The organism is Aquabacter cavernae (assembly GCF_003993795.1).
In the GTDB taxonomy this organism is placed as follows: domain Bacteria; phylum Pseudomonadota; class Alphaproteobacteria; order Rhizobiales; family Xanthobacteraceae; genus Aquabacter; species Aquabacter cavernae.
This window is the reverse complement of sequence record NZ_RWKV01000008.1, coordinates 401,089-415,124: the sequence shown is the minus strand read 5'-3', so window position 1 is coordinate 415,124 and position 14,036 is coordinate 401,089. Positions and strand designations below refer to the sequence as shown.

At 66.3% G+C, this 14,036-nt stretch carries 14 protein-coding genes and 1 tRNA gene; 3 read left to right on the top strand and 12 right to left on the bottom strand.

What is annotated here, in order from left to right; translation table 11 throughout:
* Window positions 1–101 precede the first annotated feature (101 nt).
* The 6 genes from hemP to EJJ38_RS06710 all read right to left on the bottom strand — a co-directional run bounded on the left by hemP (window position 102) and on the right by EJJ38_RS06710 (window position 8,521).
* Window positions 102–290: a hemin uptake protein HemP gene (hemP, locus tag EJJ38_RS06735; protein WP_245454142.1), complete on the bottom strand. Its 189-nt coding sequence runs from the start codon at window positions 288–290 to the stop codon at window positions 102–104.
* 239 nt (window positions 291–529) lie between these two features.
* Window positions 530–3,646 (bottom strand): efflux RND transporter permease subunit, encoded by a 3,117-nt coding sequence (locus tag EJJ38_RS06730; RefSeq protein WP_127089330.1) that lies wholly within the window; start codon window positions 3,644–3,646, stop codon window positions 530–532.
* A gap of 5 nt (window positions 3,647–3,651) precedes the next feature.
* Entirely contained in the window at window positions 3,652–4,773 is a 1,122-nt protein-coding gene (locus tag EJJ38_RS06725; protein WP_164738441.1) for an efflux RND transporter periplasmic adaptor subunit, read from the bottom strand.
* Window positions 4,774–5,027: 254 nt separating this feature from the next.
* Window positions 5,028–6,224, bottom strand: coding sequence for an aminotransferase (locus EJJ38_RS06720; RefSeq protein ID WP_420836879.1), 1,197 nt, complete (start codon window positions 6,222–6,224; stop codon window positions 5,028–5,030).
* A 90-nt stretch (window positions 6,225–6,314) separates the two neighbouring features.
* Window positions 6,315–6,608, bottom strand: a complete 294-nt coding sequence (locus EJJ38_RS06715) for a hypothetical protein (protein WP_127089328.1) — start codon at window positions 6,606–6,608, stop codon at window positions 6,315–6,317.
* A gap of 122 nt (window positions 6,609–6,730) precedes the next feature.
* Window positions 6,731–8,521 carry a potassium/proton antiporter gene (locus EJJ38_RS06710; RefSeq protein ID WP_127089327.1) on the bottom strand — a complete coding sequence of 597 codons (1,791 nt, stop codon included), beginning with the start codon at window positions 8,519–8,521 and terminating at the stop codon, window positions 6,731–6,733.
* Between the two features lie 154 nt (window positions 8,522–8,675).
* On the opposite strand from EJJ38_RS06710, the gene EJJ38_RS06705 reads away from it, so the two are divergent.
* Entirely contained in the window at window positions 8,676–8,936 is a 261-nt protein-coding gene (locus tag EJJ38_RS06705) for a hypothetical protein (protein WP_127089326.1), read from the top strand.
* Window positions 8,937–8,973: 37 nt separating this feature from the next.
* Here EJJ38_RS06705 and EJJ38_RS06700 read toward each other — a convergent pair whose 3' ends face one another.
* Entirely contained in the window at window positions 8,974–9,159 is a 186-nt protein-coding gene (locus EJJ38_RS06700) for a hypothetical protein (protein WP_245454141.1), read from the bottom strand.
* A gap of 121 nt (window positions 9,160–9,280) precedes the next feature.
* The gene (locus EJJ38_RS06695) at window positions 9,281–9,841 is read right to left on the bottom strand and encodes a thermonuclease family protein (protein WP_127089324.1); all 561 of its coding nucleotides are present in this window, start codon (window positions 9,839–9,841) and stop codon (window positions 9,281–9,283) included.
* Window positions 9,842–10,026: 185 nt separating this feature from the next.
* Between EJJ38_RS06695 and EJJ38_RS06690 the strand changes: the two genes are divergently transcribed.
* Both EJJ38_RS06690 and EJJ38_RS20275 read left to right on the top strand, forming a co-directional pair.
* Window positions 10,027–11,625, top strand: a complete 1,599-nt coding sequence (locus EJJ38_RS06690; RefSeq protein ID WP_127089323.1) for a serine hydrolase — start codon at window positions 10,027–10,029, stop codon at window positions 11,623–11,625.
* Window positions 11,626–11,655: 30 nt separating this feature from the next.
* Window positions 11,656–11,832: a hypothetical protein gene (locus tag EJJ38_RS20275; protein WP_164738412.1), complete on the top strand. Its 177-nt coding sequence runs from the start codon at window positions 11,656–11,658 to the stop codon at window positions 11,830–11,832.
* 21 nt (window positions 11,833–11,853) lie between these two features.
* Here EJJ38_RS20275 and EJJ38_RS06685 read toward each other — a convergent pair.
* The 4 genes from EJJ38_RS06685 to EJJ38_RS06670 form a co-directional block, all read right to left on the bottom strand.
* Window positions 11,854–11,930 (bottom strand) — tRNA-Arg (locus tag EJJ38_RS06685).
* Window positions 11,931–12,034: 104 nt separating this feature from the next.
* A complete protein-coding gene (locus EJJ38_RS06680; RefSeq protein ID WP_127089322.1) occupies window positions 12,035–12,340 on the bottom strand; it encodes an ETC complex I subunit in 306 nt (101 codons plus the stop codon).
* Window positions 12,341–12,445: 105 nt separating this feature from the next.
* Entirely contained in the window at window positions 12,446–12,862 is a 417-nt protein-coding gene (dksA, locus tag EJJ38_RS06675) for an RNA polymerase-binding protein DksA (RefSeq protein WP_127090300.1), read from the bottom strand.
* Between the two features lie 207 nt (window positions 12,863–13,069).
* Window positions 13,070–13,924, bottom strand: a complete 855-nt coding sequence (locus tag EJJ38_RS06670; protein ID WP_164738440.1) for a MipA/OmpV family protein — start codon at window positions 13,922–13,924, stop codon at window positions 13,070–13,072.
* Window positions 13,925–14,036: the final 112 nt, after the last annotated feature.

The following is a 14,036-nucleotide window of genomic DNA, read 5'->3' as shown; positions in this document are numbered from 1 at the left end:
GATCGCGCCCAAGTGCCCAGCGAGGTGGGCGGAATGATGGCGCGTTCTGTCTCGGCCGCACGACACCGTAACCGCTGCCCTCCCCCGGAGCGGCGACCGGCCTATTTGGTGAGGATGAGCTTATCCTGCGACGTCAGGCGCAACTGATAGACCTGCCCCCCATGGGCGATGGTGATCACCTTCGACGAGGAAAACAGGTCCCGGCTGTCCAACTGCTCTTCCACCATGAAGACCGACCGGGCCTTCCCCCGCGACGACCATGCAGCCGACTTGTGCTCATGCTTCGTCATTTGAATGACTCCAAATTAAAATGCGTCCAAAACTACGGCGGCGAAGCTTTCGAGCTACTTTGGAATAGCTCAATATTTATCAGAATGATGCTCAACGTCCCCTAATACACTGGAATGCGAAAATCAACGCATGGCGCTGGGGCAGATCCATGCGCAGACGTAAAGGAAACGGGCGGATGCGCTGCCCGCACCCGCCCGTCTCTGATCAGACATCAAAATGAAATGAACGCCGGCGCCCGCTATTCGGCGGGATGGGGAGCACTGCCGGCGCCGGAGGATTCGCCGCTCACGGCCTTGGTGACCATGCGGTCAAAGCGGTCCAGATAGAGATAGACCACGGGCGTGATGTAGAGGGTCAGCACCTGCGACACGAGCAGGCCGCCCACCACCGCGATGCCCAAAGGCTGGCGCAGCTCCGCCCCTGCCCCGCCGCCGAGCGCGATGGGCAGGACGCCGAAGATGGCGGCGAGCGTGGTCATCATGATCGGGCGGAACCGCAGCAGGCAGGCTTCGCGGATGGCATCCTGCGCATCCGCCCCCTCGCGTCTTCGCTCCAGCGCGAAGTCGATCATCATGATCGCGTTCTTCTTCACGATCCCCACCAGCATGATGATGCCGATGAGGGCGATCACCGACAGCTCCATGTCGAAGACCATGAGCGTCAGCAGTGCGCCGATGCCCGCGGACGGCAGGCCGGACAGGATGGTCAGCGGGTGAACGAAGCTCTCATAGAGAATGCCCAGCACGATATAGATGACCACCACCGCCGCCAGGATCAGGAGCGGCTGGTTGGAGAGGGAATCCTGGAACACCTGCGCGGTGCCCTGGAAGCCCGTATTGACCGAGGCCGGAAGGCCCGCCTCCCGCTCCGCCACGCCGATGGCGTCAACCGCCTGCCCCAGCGACACGCCGGGCGCCAGGTTGAACGAGATGGTCACCGCCGGCTGCTGCTGCTGGTGGGCGATCTGCAGCGGCCCCACGGAGCGGGTGATGTCCGCCACCGTCTCCAGCGGCACCACGGCCCCGCTGGAGGTGCGCAGATAGACGCGGCCGAGGTCGGTGGCATCCTGCTGGAAGCGCGGCTGCGCCTCCACGATCACCGCATATTGGTTGGTGGGCGTGTAGAGGGTGGCGATCTGGCGGGTGCCGAACTGGGTGTAGAGGGCATTGCGCAACTGCTCCTCGGTGATGCCCAGGGCCGCCGCCTTGTCCTTCTCCAGATTGATGGTGAGCTGCGGATTGGTGATCTGCAGGTCCGAGGTCACGTCCCGCAATTGCGGCAAGGCGGCAAGACGGTCCTCCATGGCGGAGGCGGCGGGATAGAGGGCCTCGGAATCCGAGCTTTGCAGCGTGTACTGGAACTGACTCTTGGAGGCGACGCCGCCGATATTGATGTTCTGCACCGGCTGGAAGAACACCTTCACACCCGGAACCACCGCGACCCGCTTGCGCAGGTCCTGGATGATGTTGAACGCGCTGGGGCGCCCCTCGGACTGGGGCTTGAGCGCGATGAACATGCGCCCGCTATTGGCCGTGCGGCTGACGCCCGTGGCCCCGGCGGTGGAAACCAGATAGGCGACGTTGGGATCGCCCCGCACCGCGTCCGCCACCGCCTTCTGCCGTTCCACCATGGCGTCGAACGAAATATCGGTGGCGCCTTCCACGGTGCCGGTGATGAAGCCGGTATCCTCGGTGGGGAAGAAGCCCTTCGGCACGATCACATAGAGATAGGCGGCCAGCCCCATGGTCGCGAAGGTGACCACCAGCATGTAGGGACGGTGGCGCAGGACGAAGTCGAGGCTGACGCGGTAGCCCGCGAGCCACGCATCGAACACGCGCTCGCTGGCGCGGAAGAAGGCGTTGGGCCGCTTGGAATGGTCCACGGGCTTCAGGAGCCGCGCGCACAGCATGGGCGTGAGCGTCAGGGACACGAAGCCCGAGACCAGGATGGCCACCGAGATGGTGACGGCGAACTCGCGGAACACCCGTCCCACGACGCCGCCCATGAACAGCACCGGAATGAACACCGCCACCAGGGACAGCGTCATGGAGATGATGGTGAAGCTGATCTCCCGCGCGCCCAATATGGCGGCCTTGAAGGGACGTTCGCCGTTCTCGATGTGGCGATAGATGTTCTCCAGCACCACGATGGCGTCGTCCACCACGAAGCCCACGCACAGCGTAAGGGCCAGCAGCGTCATGTTGTTGATGGAGAAATCCAGCACCCACATGGCCGCGAAGGTGGCGACGATGGACAGGGGCAAGGCCAGCGATGGGATGATCGTCGCCCGCACATTGCGCAGGAACAGGAAGATCACCAGCACCACCAGCACCACCGCTTCCAGCAGCGTCTTCTGCACGTCCGCCACCGCGTCGCGGATGGAGCGCGAGCGGTCGTTCAGAACCTCGATGCTGATGGAGGGGGGAAGCTGGGCGCGATACTGGTCGAGATGGCCGCGCACCTCGTCCACCACGGCCACCGTATTGGCTTCCGGCTGGCGGACCACGGCGAGCACGATGGCGCGGTTGTCGTTGAACCAGCTCGCGACCCGCTCATTCTCCACCCCATCGGTGATGCGGGCGATCTCGTCGAGCCGCACCGGCGCGCCGTTGCGCCAGGCGACGACGATGCGGCGGAACGGCTCCGCGCTCGCCTTGGCGGTGCCCATGTCGATGGTGAGGTTCTGGCGCGGGCCGGAGAGCTGGCCGATGGGCGTGTTGGAAGCCGCCGCCTGCACCGCGCCCTGGATGTCGCTGGCGGAAATGTTGCGCACGCCCGCGGCGGCCGGGTCCACCCGGATGCGCACCGCATATTTCTGCGTGCCGTAGATCTGCACCTGCGCGACGCCGGGAAGCTGGGAGATCTGCTGGCCGATGATGGTATCGGCATATTCGTTGACGGAGGACAGCGGCAGCGTATCCGAGGAGACCGCCAGCAGGATCACCGGAGCGTCCGCAGGATTGACCTTACGGAAGCTTGGCGGCGTGGTCATCTCATCCGGCAATTGCCGTTGCGCCACTGAAAGAGCCGACTGAACGTCCAGCGCCGCGTCATCGATATTGCGGGAGAGGTCGAACTGCACCGTGATGGAGGTGGAGCCCTGGGTACTGGACGAGGTGAGCGAGGAAATGCCCGAAATAGTCGCTAATTGGCGCTCGATGACCGTCGCCACCGCCGAGGCCATGGTCTCCGGGCTCGCGCCCGGCAGAGTGGCGCTGATGTTGATGGTGGGGAAATCCACCCGGGGCAGCGCCGCCACCGGCAGCAGGCGATAGGCGAACAGGCCCGCCACCACCAGCGACAGCATCATCAGGCATGTCATCACCGGTCGGCGAATGCAGAGATCGGAGAACATGACGGTCAGCTCCCCGCGCTCGGCGCCTTCGTTTCAGCCTTGATATCGACGCGGCTGCCATTGCGCAGCGCCAGCTGACCCTGCGTGACCACCACCTCGCCGCCCGACAAGCCAACCGAGACCACCGCCTTGCCGTCCACCGTGCGCTCCACGGTCACGGGCTTCACCCGCGCGGTGTTGTTGTCCACCGTGAACACGAAGGTGCCGGACTGGCCGCTCTGGATCGCTTCGGCGGGCACGGTGACCACGTTCGGTTCCATGCGCAGCGTCACCGTCACGTCGCCCAGGGTGCCGGGCCACAGGCGCTCGTCGGCGTTGGGGAAGATGGCGCGCACCATGAGCGTGCCGGTCTGGATATCGATGGTGTTGTCGAGCGCGGCCACCTTGCCGCCGGACACCACCGTGCCACTGCCCTGGAGGCGGAACTGCACCGTGGCCTGCGCCATGTTGGTGCGCACGTCGCTGAGATAGCGCTCAGGCACGCCGAAGGCGATGTAGATGGGCTTGATCTGCCGGATGGTGGCGAGCGTGTCGTCCACGCGGATCACCGCGCCGGGACGGGCCTGCGCGATGCCGGCCCGGCCGGAAACCGGCGCCTTGATCTCGTAATAGGAGCGCTGGACCTGCAGCGCCTGGAGATTGGCCTCGTCCTGCTGGACCGTGGCCTTCTGCATGTCGGCGGTGGTCTTGGAATCGTCCACCTGAACCTGCGAGACGGCGTTGCGCGCTGCGAGGCCGCTATAGCGCTCCACGTCGCGCATGGCCTTTTCCAGCTGCGACTTGTCCTTGGTGAGGGTCGCCTGGGCCTGGAGAATTTGCGCGTCGATCTCGCGGGAATCGAGGACGAAGAGCACGTCTCCCTCCTTCACCTCGGCGCCGTCCTCGAACTTCACCTGCTCCACCCGGCTCGCCACCCGGGCCCGGATGGTGACGGTCACCAGGGGTTCGACCGCGCCGATGGCCTCGAAACGAACGGGAGCGGATTCGCGCACCGCATTGGCCACGGTCACCGCCACCGATTGGCGCGCGCCCGTGGTCTGGGCATTGGCGCCGGGGGCCTTGCTGCCGAGCAGTCCACTGGTCCACAGCCACCCGCCCCCGCCCGCCAGGACGAGAACGAAGACCATGAGAAGAATTTTGCGACCAGAAGACCGAGAGCGCGCCATATGCCATTCATGCCAGAGAGCGTTTCAGGCGCCTGAAGCGCCATGAACCAAATCCGAGGAAGCGCGCGTCCGCGCATGCGTAAGGTAAAGCTCGAACGCGCGTTCAAGACTTTACACAGCACACGGCCTGTCGGCGATCACGTTCGTGTTCGATGGCCGATTTTGTTCCGTTTGATACTCGACTTGATTTTCGACGGCAGCCCCTCCGCCGCCCGTCAGACCCGCCCGCGCAGTGCTCCGGCGAGGCGTTCCAGCGCCCCATCCAAAGTGGCGTCCCGCTTGGCGAAGCAGAAGCGCACCACCGAGCGCACCGCATCCTGCGCGTAGAAGGCCGAGACCGGAATGGCCGCGACGCCATGGGTGCGCACGAGGTCGAGGCAGAAGGCTTCGTCATCCAGCGTGGGATCGAGCGCGGCGAGATCCACCGAGAGGAAATAGGTGCCCGCGCTCGGCAGCACGGGGAAGCCGAGTTCGGACAGGCCCCGCGCCAGCCGGTCACGCGAGCGCTGGAGATCCGCCCGCATGCCCTCGAAATAGCCGTCATCCTTCCCCAGTCCATAGGCCACCGCCACCTGGAGATTGGGCGGCGTGGTAAAGGTGAGGAACTGGTGCGCCTTGCTCAGCACCTTCATGAGCGGCGGCGCGGCGCAGACGAGGCCCACCTTCCAGCCGGTCATGCCGAAGATCTTGCCCGCCGAGCCGATCTTCACCGTGCGCTCGCGCATGCCGGGCAGGCTCATCATGGGCAGATGGCTTCGCCCGTCGAAGATGATGTGCTCCCACACCTCGTCGCACACGGCCAGCGCGTCGCAGGCGAGGCACTGGTCGGCGATGAGCTGCATCTCCTCCCGGCTATGGACGACGCCCGTCGGGTTCTGGGGATTGTTGAACAGGACCAGCTTGGTGCGCGGCGAGAACACCTCCGCCAGCGCCTCGCGGGTGATGCGCCACTGCGGCGGCTGCAGCCGCACGAGGCGCGGCACGCCGCCCGCCCGCAGCACCAGCGGCAGATAGGCGTCATAGAGCGGCTGGAACAGCACCACCTCGTCGCCGGGCTGGATAAGCGCGAACAGGGCCCCCGCCAGCGCCTCCGTGGCGCCGGATGTCACCATCACCTCGGCGGCCGGGTCCAGGTCCAGCCCCTGCCAGTGCCGGTAATGGTCCGCCGCCGCCTGCCGAAGCTCGGGCAGGCCCATCATGGGCGGATACTGGTTCCAGCCGTCCACCACCGCCTCGGCAGCCTTGGTGCGCACGTCCAGCGGGCCGGGATCGTCCGGAAAGCCCTGGCCGAGATTGATGGCCTGATGCTCACGCGCAAGCGCGGACATGACCTCGAACACGGTGGTCGGCAGGCCGGAGAACACCGCGTTCAGGGGGCGCGGGACGATGGGGCTGTTGGCTTGGCTGGTCATGGGCGCGGACGTTGTCATGGGCGCGGATGTGTAATCCTTCACGGGCGGAAGGAAAAGGGCGCAGCCCGGCCGTGCGGCAGGACGCCCAAGTCAGCCCACGGCACGCAGCGGCACCAGGGCTTCGGCCAGTTCCTCCTCGGTCACGGTGGACAGCGGCTTCAGGAGCTTGGCCGCCTCGGTCCGCCGTCCGGCGCGCATGACGAGGATGACCGTCTCCGCGCCGCCGCAGGCGGGATCCCCGCAGGCGATCTCGGTGACGGAGACCGTCGCCTCCTCATCGAGGTCCAGCAGGCGGCGCACCTTGTCAGCCACCTCGCGCGCCGCATCGCGGGCCGCCTCCCGGCTACCGTCCCCGCCTTTGCCGCGCATGAAGAAGCGCACCATGCCCTTGGATCCTCCCAAAGCGTCGCGCGCTGTCCGCGCCCGTGCATCATAGAGCCTGATCCCGTCAGGTTGAACCAACCTGAGAGATGAAGCCGTTCCGAACGTAGCGATGGCGAGCGACCTCACCCCCCGACAATGCGGGCGGCGGCGCGGGCGACGGCGCGGCGGGCGCGACGCACCAGACGCTCGCGCGCACCCTGCTCCTCTTCCGCGACCCCCTCGAAGCGCAGCGCCACCTGCGTGACCCGCCCGCCATGCACGGCGCGCACCTCCACGGTGGCGTGACCAAGCATGATGCGCATGCCCGGCGCCACCCGCTCTTCGGCCCGGTCCGCGAAGGCGTCCGCGATTGACATCTGCCGGTCCACCTCGGGAACGGGAAGGCCGTACAGGTCCGCCACGTCGCCGAGCCGCACGTCGCCGGAAAAGGGAAAGGCGGAATCGTCGGCCCAGATCTGCGACTCGGTCATGAAGACGCGGTCGAGCTGCTGCACCCGCTTGGGGGGCGCGAGCAGATAGACATAATCACGCGGCATCAGGAGCCCCGCATCCGCCGCCGACAGGACATGCCCTTCCCGCACCACCAGAACGGGTTGCGCCCAGGACGGGAGCAGCCCCGGCAGGATCGGCTGGGCACCGGAAGCGACGGGATAGCCCACCAGTTCGTGCTCGCTCTGGCCCGGCAGGTCGATCTCGAAGCGCTGCGGCTCGCGGGCCGGATCGGACAGCGCCACGCCCAGGCGCCGCGCCGACAAAGCCAGCGTGAGCCCGTGCAGCACCAGCGACACGAGGACGACGATGAAGGCGATGTTGAAGTAGAGCGGCGCCATGGGAAGCTGCGCCAGCATGGGAATGGTGGCGAGGAAGATGGACACCGCGCCCCTGAGACCCGCCCAGGAGACGAACAGCTTCTCCCGGACCGAGAAGCCGAACCGGGCAAGGCAGGCGAACACCACCACCGGGCGCGCCACGAGGAACAGGAAGCCCGCCACGGCTAGTCCGGCGGGCAGGATCACCATCAGGCTATGGGGCGTCACCAGCAGCCCCAGCATGGTGAACATCACGATCTGGCACAGCCACGTCACCGCATCATGGAACGAGGTGATGCCCGCGATGCCGCGCACCGGCCTGTTGCCGAGGACGAGGCCCGCCAGATAAACCGCCAGGAAGCCGGAGCCGTGGGCCAGGGACGTGAGCGCGAACACCAGCACCGCCCAGGCCACCACCAGGATGGGCTGGAGCCCGCCGGGAAGGTCCACCCGGTTTAGGAAAGCGGCCAACGCGAAGCCGCCCACCACGCCCATCACCGCGCCCACGGACATTTCCCGCAGCACGCCGGTGATGACCGCCCAGCCGAAATCCCCTGTTCCGGAGCTGATCAGCTCCACCAGCAGCACGGTGAGGAAGACGGCCGCGGGATCGTTGGTGGCGGACTCGATCTCGATCACGGCATCCAGCTTGCGGCCGAGCTTCAGTCCCTGGGCGCGCACCAGGAACAGCACCGCCGCCGCATCCGTGGAGGCGACGATGGCGCCGAGCAGCAATCCCTGAAGCCAATTGAGCCCCAGCAGCGGCACCGCCGCCGCCGCCACCAGCCCGGTCGTGCCCAAGACCCCGACAGTGGACAGGAGCAATGCGGGCGCAACCGCGCCGCGCATGCTGGACACCCGCATGCGCAACCCGCCGTCGAACAGGATCACGGCGAGCGCCGCCGAGCCCACCATGTAGGTGGCCCAGTAATCGCTGAAATGGATGCCGCCGAGGCCGTCCTCGCCGGCCAGCATGCCCACAATCAGGAACACCAGCAGGATGGGGGCGCCGAAGCGGGCCGCCACGAGGCTCGATACCGTCCCCACCACCACCAGGGTCGCGCAGATGAGCAGCACCAGGTTGGACAGGATCACGGAGGCCATGGAGCAGGCAGTCCTTCGGTTTCACCGGCAACAATCGGAAAGGAATCGAGTGTAGCCGGTCCTGCCCTTCGGGCGTATGGTGGTTGTGGGCTCGTCGTGTGCCAGAGGGTCGTTCCGGGGGGAGCGCAGCCACGGCGGGGCGGGGATCGTTATCATGCCCATCCATTCCTCTGCTTATGCTTACCTTGTCCGGGCCTGCCTCCTGACGTCGTCAGGGGCACTTTTGACCGAACCGGACACCATTTGCTTCGATTTGGATCTGGCGCTGGAAATGGCGGAGAGCGACCGTGGCCATGCCGCAGGTCTCGCCGTTTATGCGCTGGGCGTGGATGGCGGCCTTCTGGCCGACTACCCGCTGATCAGCCACGGCATCGCTATCCCCGCCGCACAGACGACGCACGCCGCTTTCGCCTGAGAGAACGGGGCTCTCGCCCCGTGGATGGCTTGTGGCTTCAGCGCCGGGCGGTGGTGAAGCGCAAGGCTTCGATGGGCGAGGCAAAGCTGACCACACGCACCGCGCGGCTTCCGCACAGGTCGCACCGCAGGCGCGCGCCTGCGGGCCTGTCCGCCGTTTCGGGGCCTTCGGCGGACGGGCCGGCGGCGGAGAGGTCTTCTATGGACAGATCCGGCTTCGGCATTCCGATGATGGATCGGCGGCGGCAACGGGGGCATTCGGCGCAGAGCATGCGTGAGTTGGCCAAGACAAGAGGTTGAATTTGAGGCGAATACAGAGTGGCGCGACGTCCTGCGACATATGTCTCAGGGTTTTGTGCCCACGGATGCCGCGGGAGATGGCGCAGGCGGCGCAGCGGGAAGGAAGGCACGGCCCGCCGGAAAGCCCCACAGTCCGGCATTGTCCGCCTTGGCTTGCGCCTCCTCGGCCACATAGCGCGTTCCGAAGCTCGCCAGCGCCCAACCCGCGCGCACCATGGCCGCGCCGAGATCCTGCTCCTTCACGCGGCACTGCGCCACGTCGCGCGTATAGCTGTCGCGCCCTTCGGGAATGCAGGCGACAGGCGAGAGGCCCACCAGTTCCCGCAGAAACAGCGCCGCGCGCTGCCCGCAGGGAACCGGCCGACCCGCCTCGTCCGCGCCGCAGGTGAAGCTGAGCGGAGGAGCATCAATGTCGGCGAGCCGGATGCTGTTGCCCGCGATCTCAAGCGTATCGCCATCGATCACCCGCGCCGTGCCGAAGAGATAGGCGTCCTGCGCGGGAACCTGGATCGCATCCGCACGGGCAAGCCCTGCGGACGTAAAGGCAAGCAGGAGCGCAAGGGCGCACAGGCGCGGAACGGCGCGGGAGGAAAAGTGAGCAGCCATGGCCACAATCAAATCAAACCTTGGGCGCCAACGCCACCCACGCCCTTAATAGCCGCGGAGCCCACCGCGCAGGAGGAGAGATGCCGCAGCGAAACCTGCCTGCCCCCGGTTAACGTGTCCGGCCCTTGATGTAAGCTGCGCCGCGAACCGAAACGGCGCTCGCGCGCCTGCGAACGGACGAGAGCATGGCACAGATCGAATGCGGTAAGGGACGGTCGGCGCTGCGGTTTTTCCTGGCGGCAGGGGTTCTCGGCCTCACCGGGCTGCTGCCCGCGACGCATGCACATGCGGACCCGTCGCCCGCCGAATATTCGGCCACGCCTGTGCCTCCGGCCCAGGTGGACGCCGCCCTCGCCCGCCTGGACGATATCGCCGCAGCCATCATGCGCCGGACCCAGATTCCCGGCATGGCGGTCGCCGTAGTGCGCGACGGCAAGGTTGCCTATGCGAAGGGATTCGGCATCCGCAAGGTGGGCGAGCCCGCCAAGATCGACCCCGACACCGTCTTCCAGCTCGCCTCTCTCTCCAAATCCCTGTCCGGCACCGTCGTGGCGCGGCAAGTCGGTGCCGGCATGGTGAAATGGGACACGCCTCTCGTGTCCCATTTGCCCTGGTTCCAGTTGTCCGACCCCTGGGTCACCAGCCATGTCACCGTCGCCGACATGTTCAGCCATCGCTCCGGACTGCCCGACCATGCGGGCGACGAACTGGAGGATGTGGGCTTTGACCGCCAGCAGGTCCTGGAGCGGCTGCGCTACCTGCCCCTGGCCAGCTTTCGTGACACCTATGCCTATACGAATTTCGGCCTGACGGCCGGAGCGGAAGCGGTGGCCGTCGCCTCCGGCACCGACTGGGCCAGCCTGTCCGAGACAGCCCTCTACAAGCCGCTCGGCATGGCCTCAACCAGTTCCCGCTTCGCCGACTACGAGGCGCGGGCCAACCGCGCCTTTCCGCATGTGAAGATTAATGGGACATTCGTCTCGAAATACCAGCGCAAGCCGGACGCACAGGCACCGGCGGGAGGCGCCAGCGCTTCCATGAATGATTTCGCCCGCTGGATGGTCATGGTGCTCCAGCAGGGCACCTTCGAGGGACGTGAGATCGTGCCAGCCAACGTCCTCCTCCCGGCCATTCGGGCGGAAATGATCTCCTCGCTCTCCCGCACCCCGGAATCCCGGACGGGCTCCTACGGCTACGGTTTCGGCGTCAGCATCTCCTCCAGCGGGCGGGTGTCGCTGGACCATTCGGGCGCCTTCTCCATGGGCGCGGGCACCACCTACCGCCTCCTCCCCTCGCTCGGCATCGGCATCGCCGTATTCACCAATGCGGAGCCCATCGGCGCGGCGGAAGCGGTGGCCGCGGAATTCATGGACCAGGTGGAGATCGGCCGGACCTCCCGTGACTGGTTCGCGGCCTACAGCCAGGTGATGGGGCCGCTCATGGCGCCCGCGGGCAGCCTGGCCGGGCGCACCGCGCCCCCCAATCCGGCGCCCGCCGCCACCGCCGCCCTTTATGCGGGCTCCTATTACAATCCCTATTTCGGCACTGCCCGGGTGACTGAGAAGGACGGCGCGCTGGAGCTGGCACTCGGGCCCGACGGTGCGGTGCGCTATCCGCTGACCCATTGGGATGGGAACACTTTCGCCTTTGTCCCGTTTGGCGAGAACGAACCCGCCGGCTCCAAAGCGGCGGCCACCTTCTCCCTATCCGGGCAGGACCCGGCGGGGGAAATCACCATCGACTACCTCAATACCGACGGGCTCGGCCATTTCGTGCGCCAGTGAGGCCCGCCGCAACAAGACGCGGCGTCTCTTATGGGTGTCTCTCATGGGCAGGACAATGCCGGCCTGGACTCGGCCGCGCGTCTCGATCCCCTCACGCACGGGGCTCTTGAACCTGTGGGACGTTCCGTGGACGTGCTGCTGCGGCGCGCAGACGCGGCCATGTATCGCGCGAAAAGCGAAGGCCGAAACCGCGTCGCCATCGCCTGAAACCTGCTCCCGGCGAGGAGGTGGCGACCCCGGCAGGACTTGAACCTGCGACCTGCTGCTTAGAAGGCGGCTGCTCTATCCAGCTGAGCTACGGGGCCATGGCTGCGCTTTTACGCCAGTCGGGCGGCAAACCCCAGCCCGGAACGGGCCGGGCCGGTCAGCATCAGGCATAAGGGCACGCGGGACGCGCCCGCGGCGGAGGTCAGTGCGTCCACTGCCCCGCGCGGCCGAACGCGAAATTGTCGGAATAGGCGATCTTGCGGTGCTCGGGATCGTGCGCCTCGAACACCTGATAGGGGATGCCGTGGCGCTCCGCGTAGGCCACCGCCTCGTCCTTGGTCTCGAAGCGCAGGCGAACCTGGCTGTGCATGTCCGTGGAGGAGGTGTAGCCCATGAGCGGCTCGATGGAGCGCGGAAGCTCCGGCTCATATTCGAGCAGCCAGAACTTGGTCTTCGCCACGCCAGACTGCATGGCGTTGCGCGCCGGCTTGTAGATACGTGCCACCATCCTGCCCACCCTCGCGCGGCCCGGAAGCCGCGCGCCGCATTGACGTTTCCAGAAACCTAGCCGAGCCCCCGAACGACGGCAACGCAGCCGTTCGGCGGTCTCCCATCAGTCGTCGCGATAAACCCGCTCACGCCGCTCGTGACGCTCCTGAGCCTCCACCGACAATGTCGCGATGGGACGGGCCTCAAGCCGCTTAAGCGAAATGGGCTCGCCGGTATCCTCGCAATAGCCGTAGGAACCATCCTCGATGCGCATGAGCGCAGCGTCTATCTTCGCGATCAGCTTGCGCTGCCGGTCGCGGGCTCTCAGCTCGATGGAACGGTCCGTCTCCGAAGAGGCGCGATCCGCCAGATCGGGGTGGTTCTGATTCTCGTCCTGAAGGTGCTGTAGGGTCTCGCGCGCCTCTTTGAGGATGTCTTCCTTCCACCCGAACAGCTTCTTGCGGAAATATTCCCGCTGCCGATCGTTCATGAAAGGCTCATCCTCGCGGGGGCGATAGTCCTGGTCGATTTGGATCGACATCAGCAAAGTCCTCGATACGCCGTCGCTGATCCCGTGGGGTCGCCGCGCTTATAGCCATACGTCGGCCCGCCGACAACTGGCCTGCAGCGCACAAGCGACAGATGATCACGCAATGGGCGCTTTGCCATTCGAATGGGCCGGGCGCGTTGATAAAGCGTGCAGCGCCGGGATGTCCCGGCGCGACAGGCACTCAGCACAGGGGCACATTCACCACCAGGACTTGCCCAGATTGATGGCGTAGCTGATGGACATGCCGGCCTCGAACTGATTCGCGCTCTGGGTGAGAGGCGAATCCGCCGCATCCCCCACAAGGCGGCCATAGGTGCCGTACATGCCCCAGGTGAAGCCCTTGCCGAGATACTTGGTCACCTGGCCGGTCACGCCCCAGGCTTCAATCCCGCTGGACGCCTGATAGGCCGGGACGTAGTTCCCGAAATAATTGGCGATGGCCGACTGGGTCGGCGAGATCCCGAAGAAGGAATCCATATAGTCGGTGCCGCCGAAGCTCATGCGCGGGCCGATCGCGAAGCGCCAGGGGCCGTTGGCGGCGATGAAGTCCGCGCCGACATTGCCCACATAGCCGCTGAACCCGCCCATGCCGTACAGGAACTCACCGCGCAGGCGGAACCACGACACCGGGAACCATTGCAGGAAGCCGCCCGCCTCGAAGCTGGGGCTCACATCGCCCAGCCCGGCCAGCTCATTGCCCTCTTCCTCGTCGCGGCCGAGGTTCAGTCCCCACGCCGCGCCGCCGGAAAAGCCGCTGAAGTCGAACAGGGTGATGGAGGAACGATCATCCACGCTGTTGAAGTCGTAGAGCTCGCCACCCTTTGCCAGGCTGATGACGGGGAACGGCAGGACCGTATACTGGTCGGCGCCCGCGAAACGCGGCTGGACCATGATGCCCACGCCCACATTCAGGTACCAATTGTTCTCGTCATAAACGAATTCAGGCGCCCGGAAGCCGGGGATCTGGTCGAGCACCTCCTGGGCACACGCTGCACCGGCTCCCAGCGAAATGGCCGCACCGACGCACAGACCCGCAATAGTCCGACCGCTCATCAAACGCATTTTGAACGCCTCCAGCGGTGAGCACGATAGCGCAAACGCCTTTCCGGTTGGTTGCGCGAATGCCACACATTCGCACCTCCCCCACAGTCATGAGGGTAAAAAA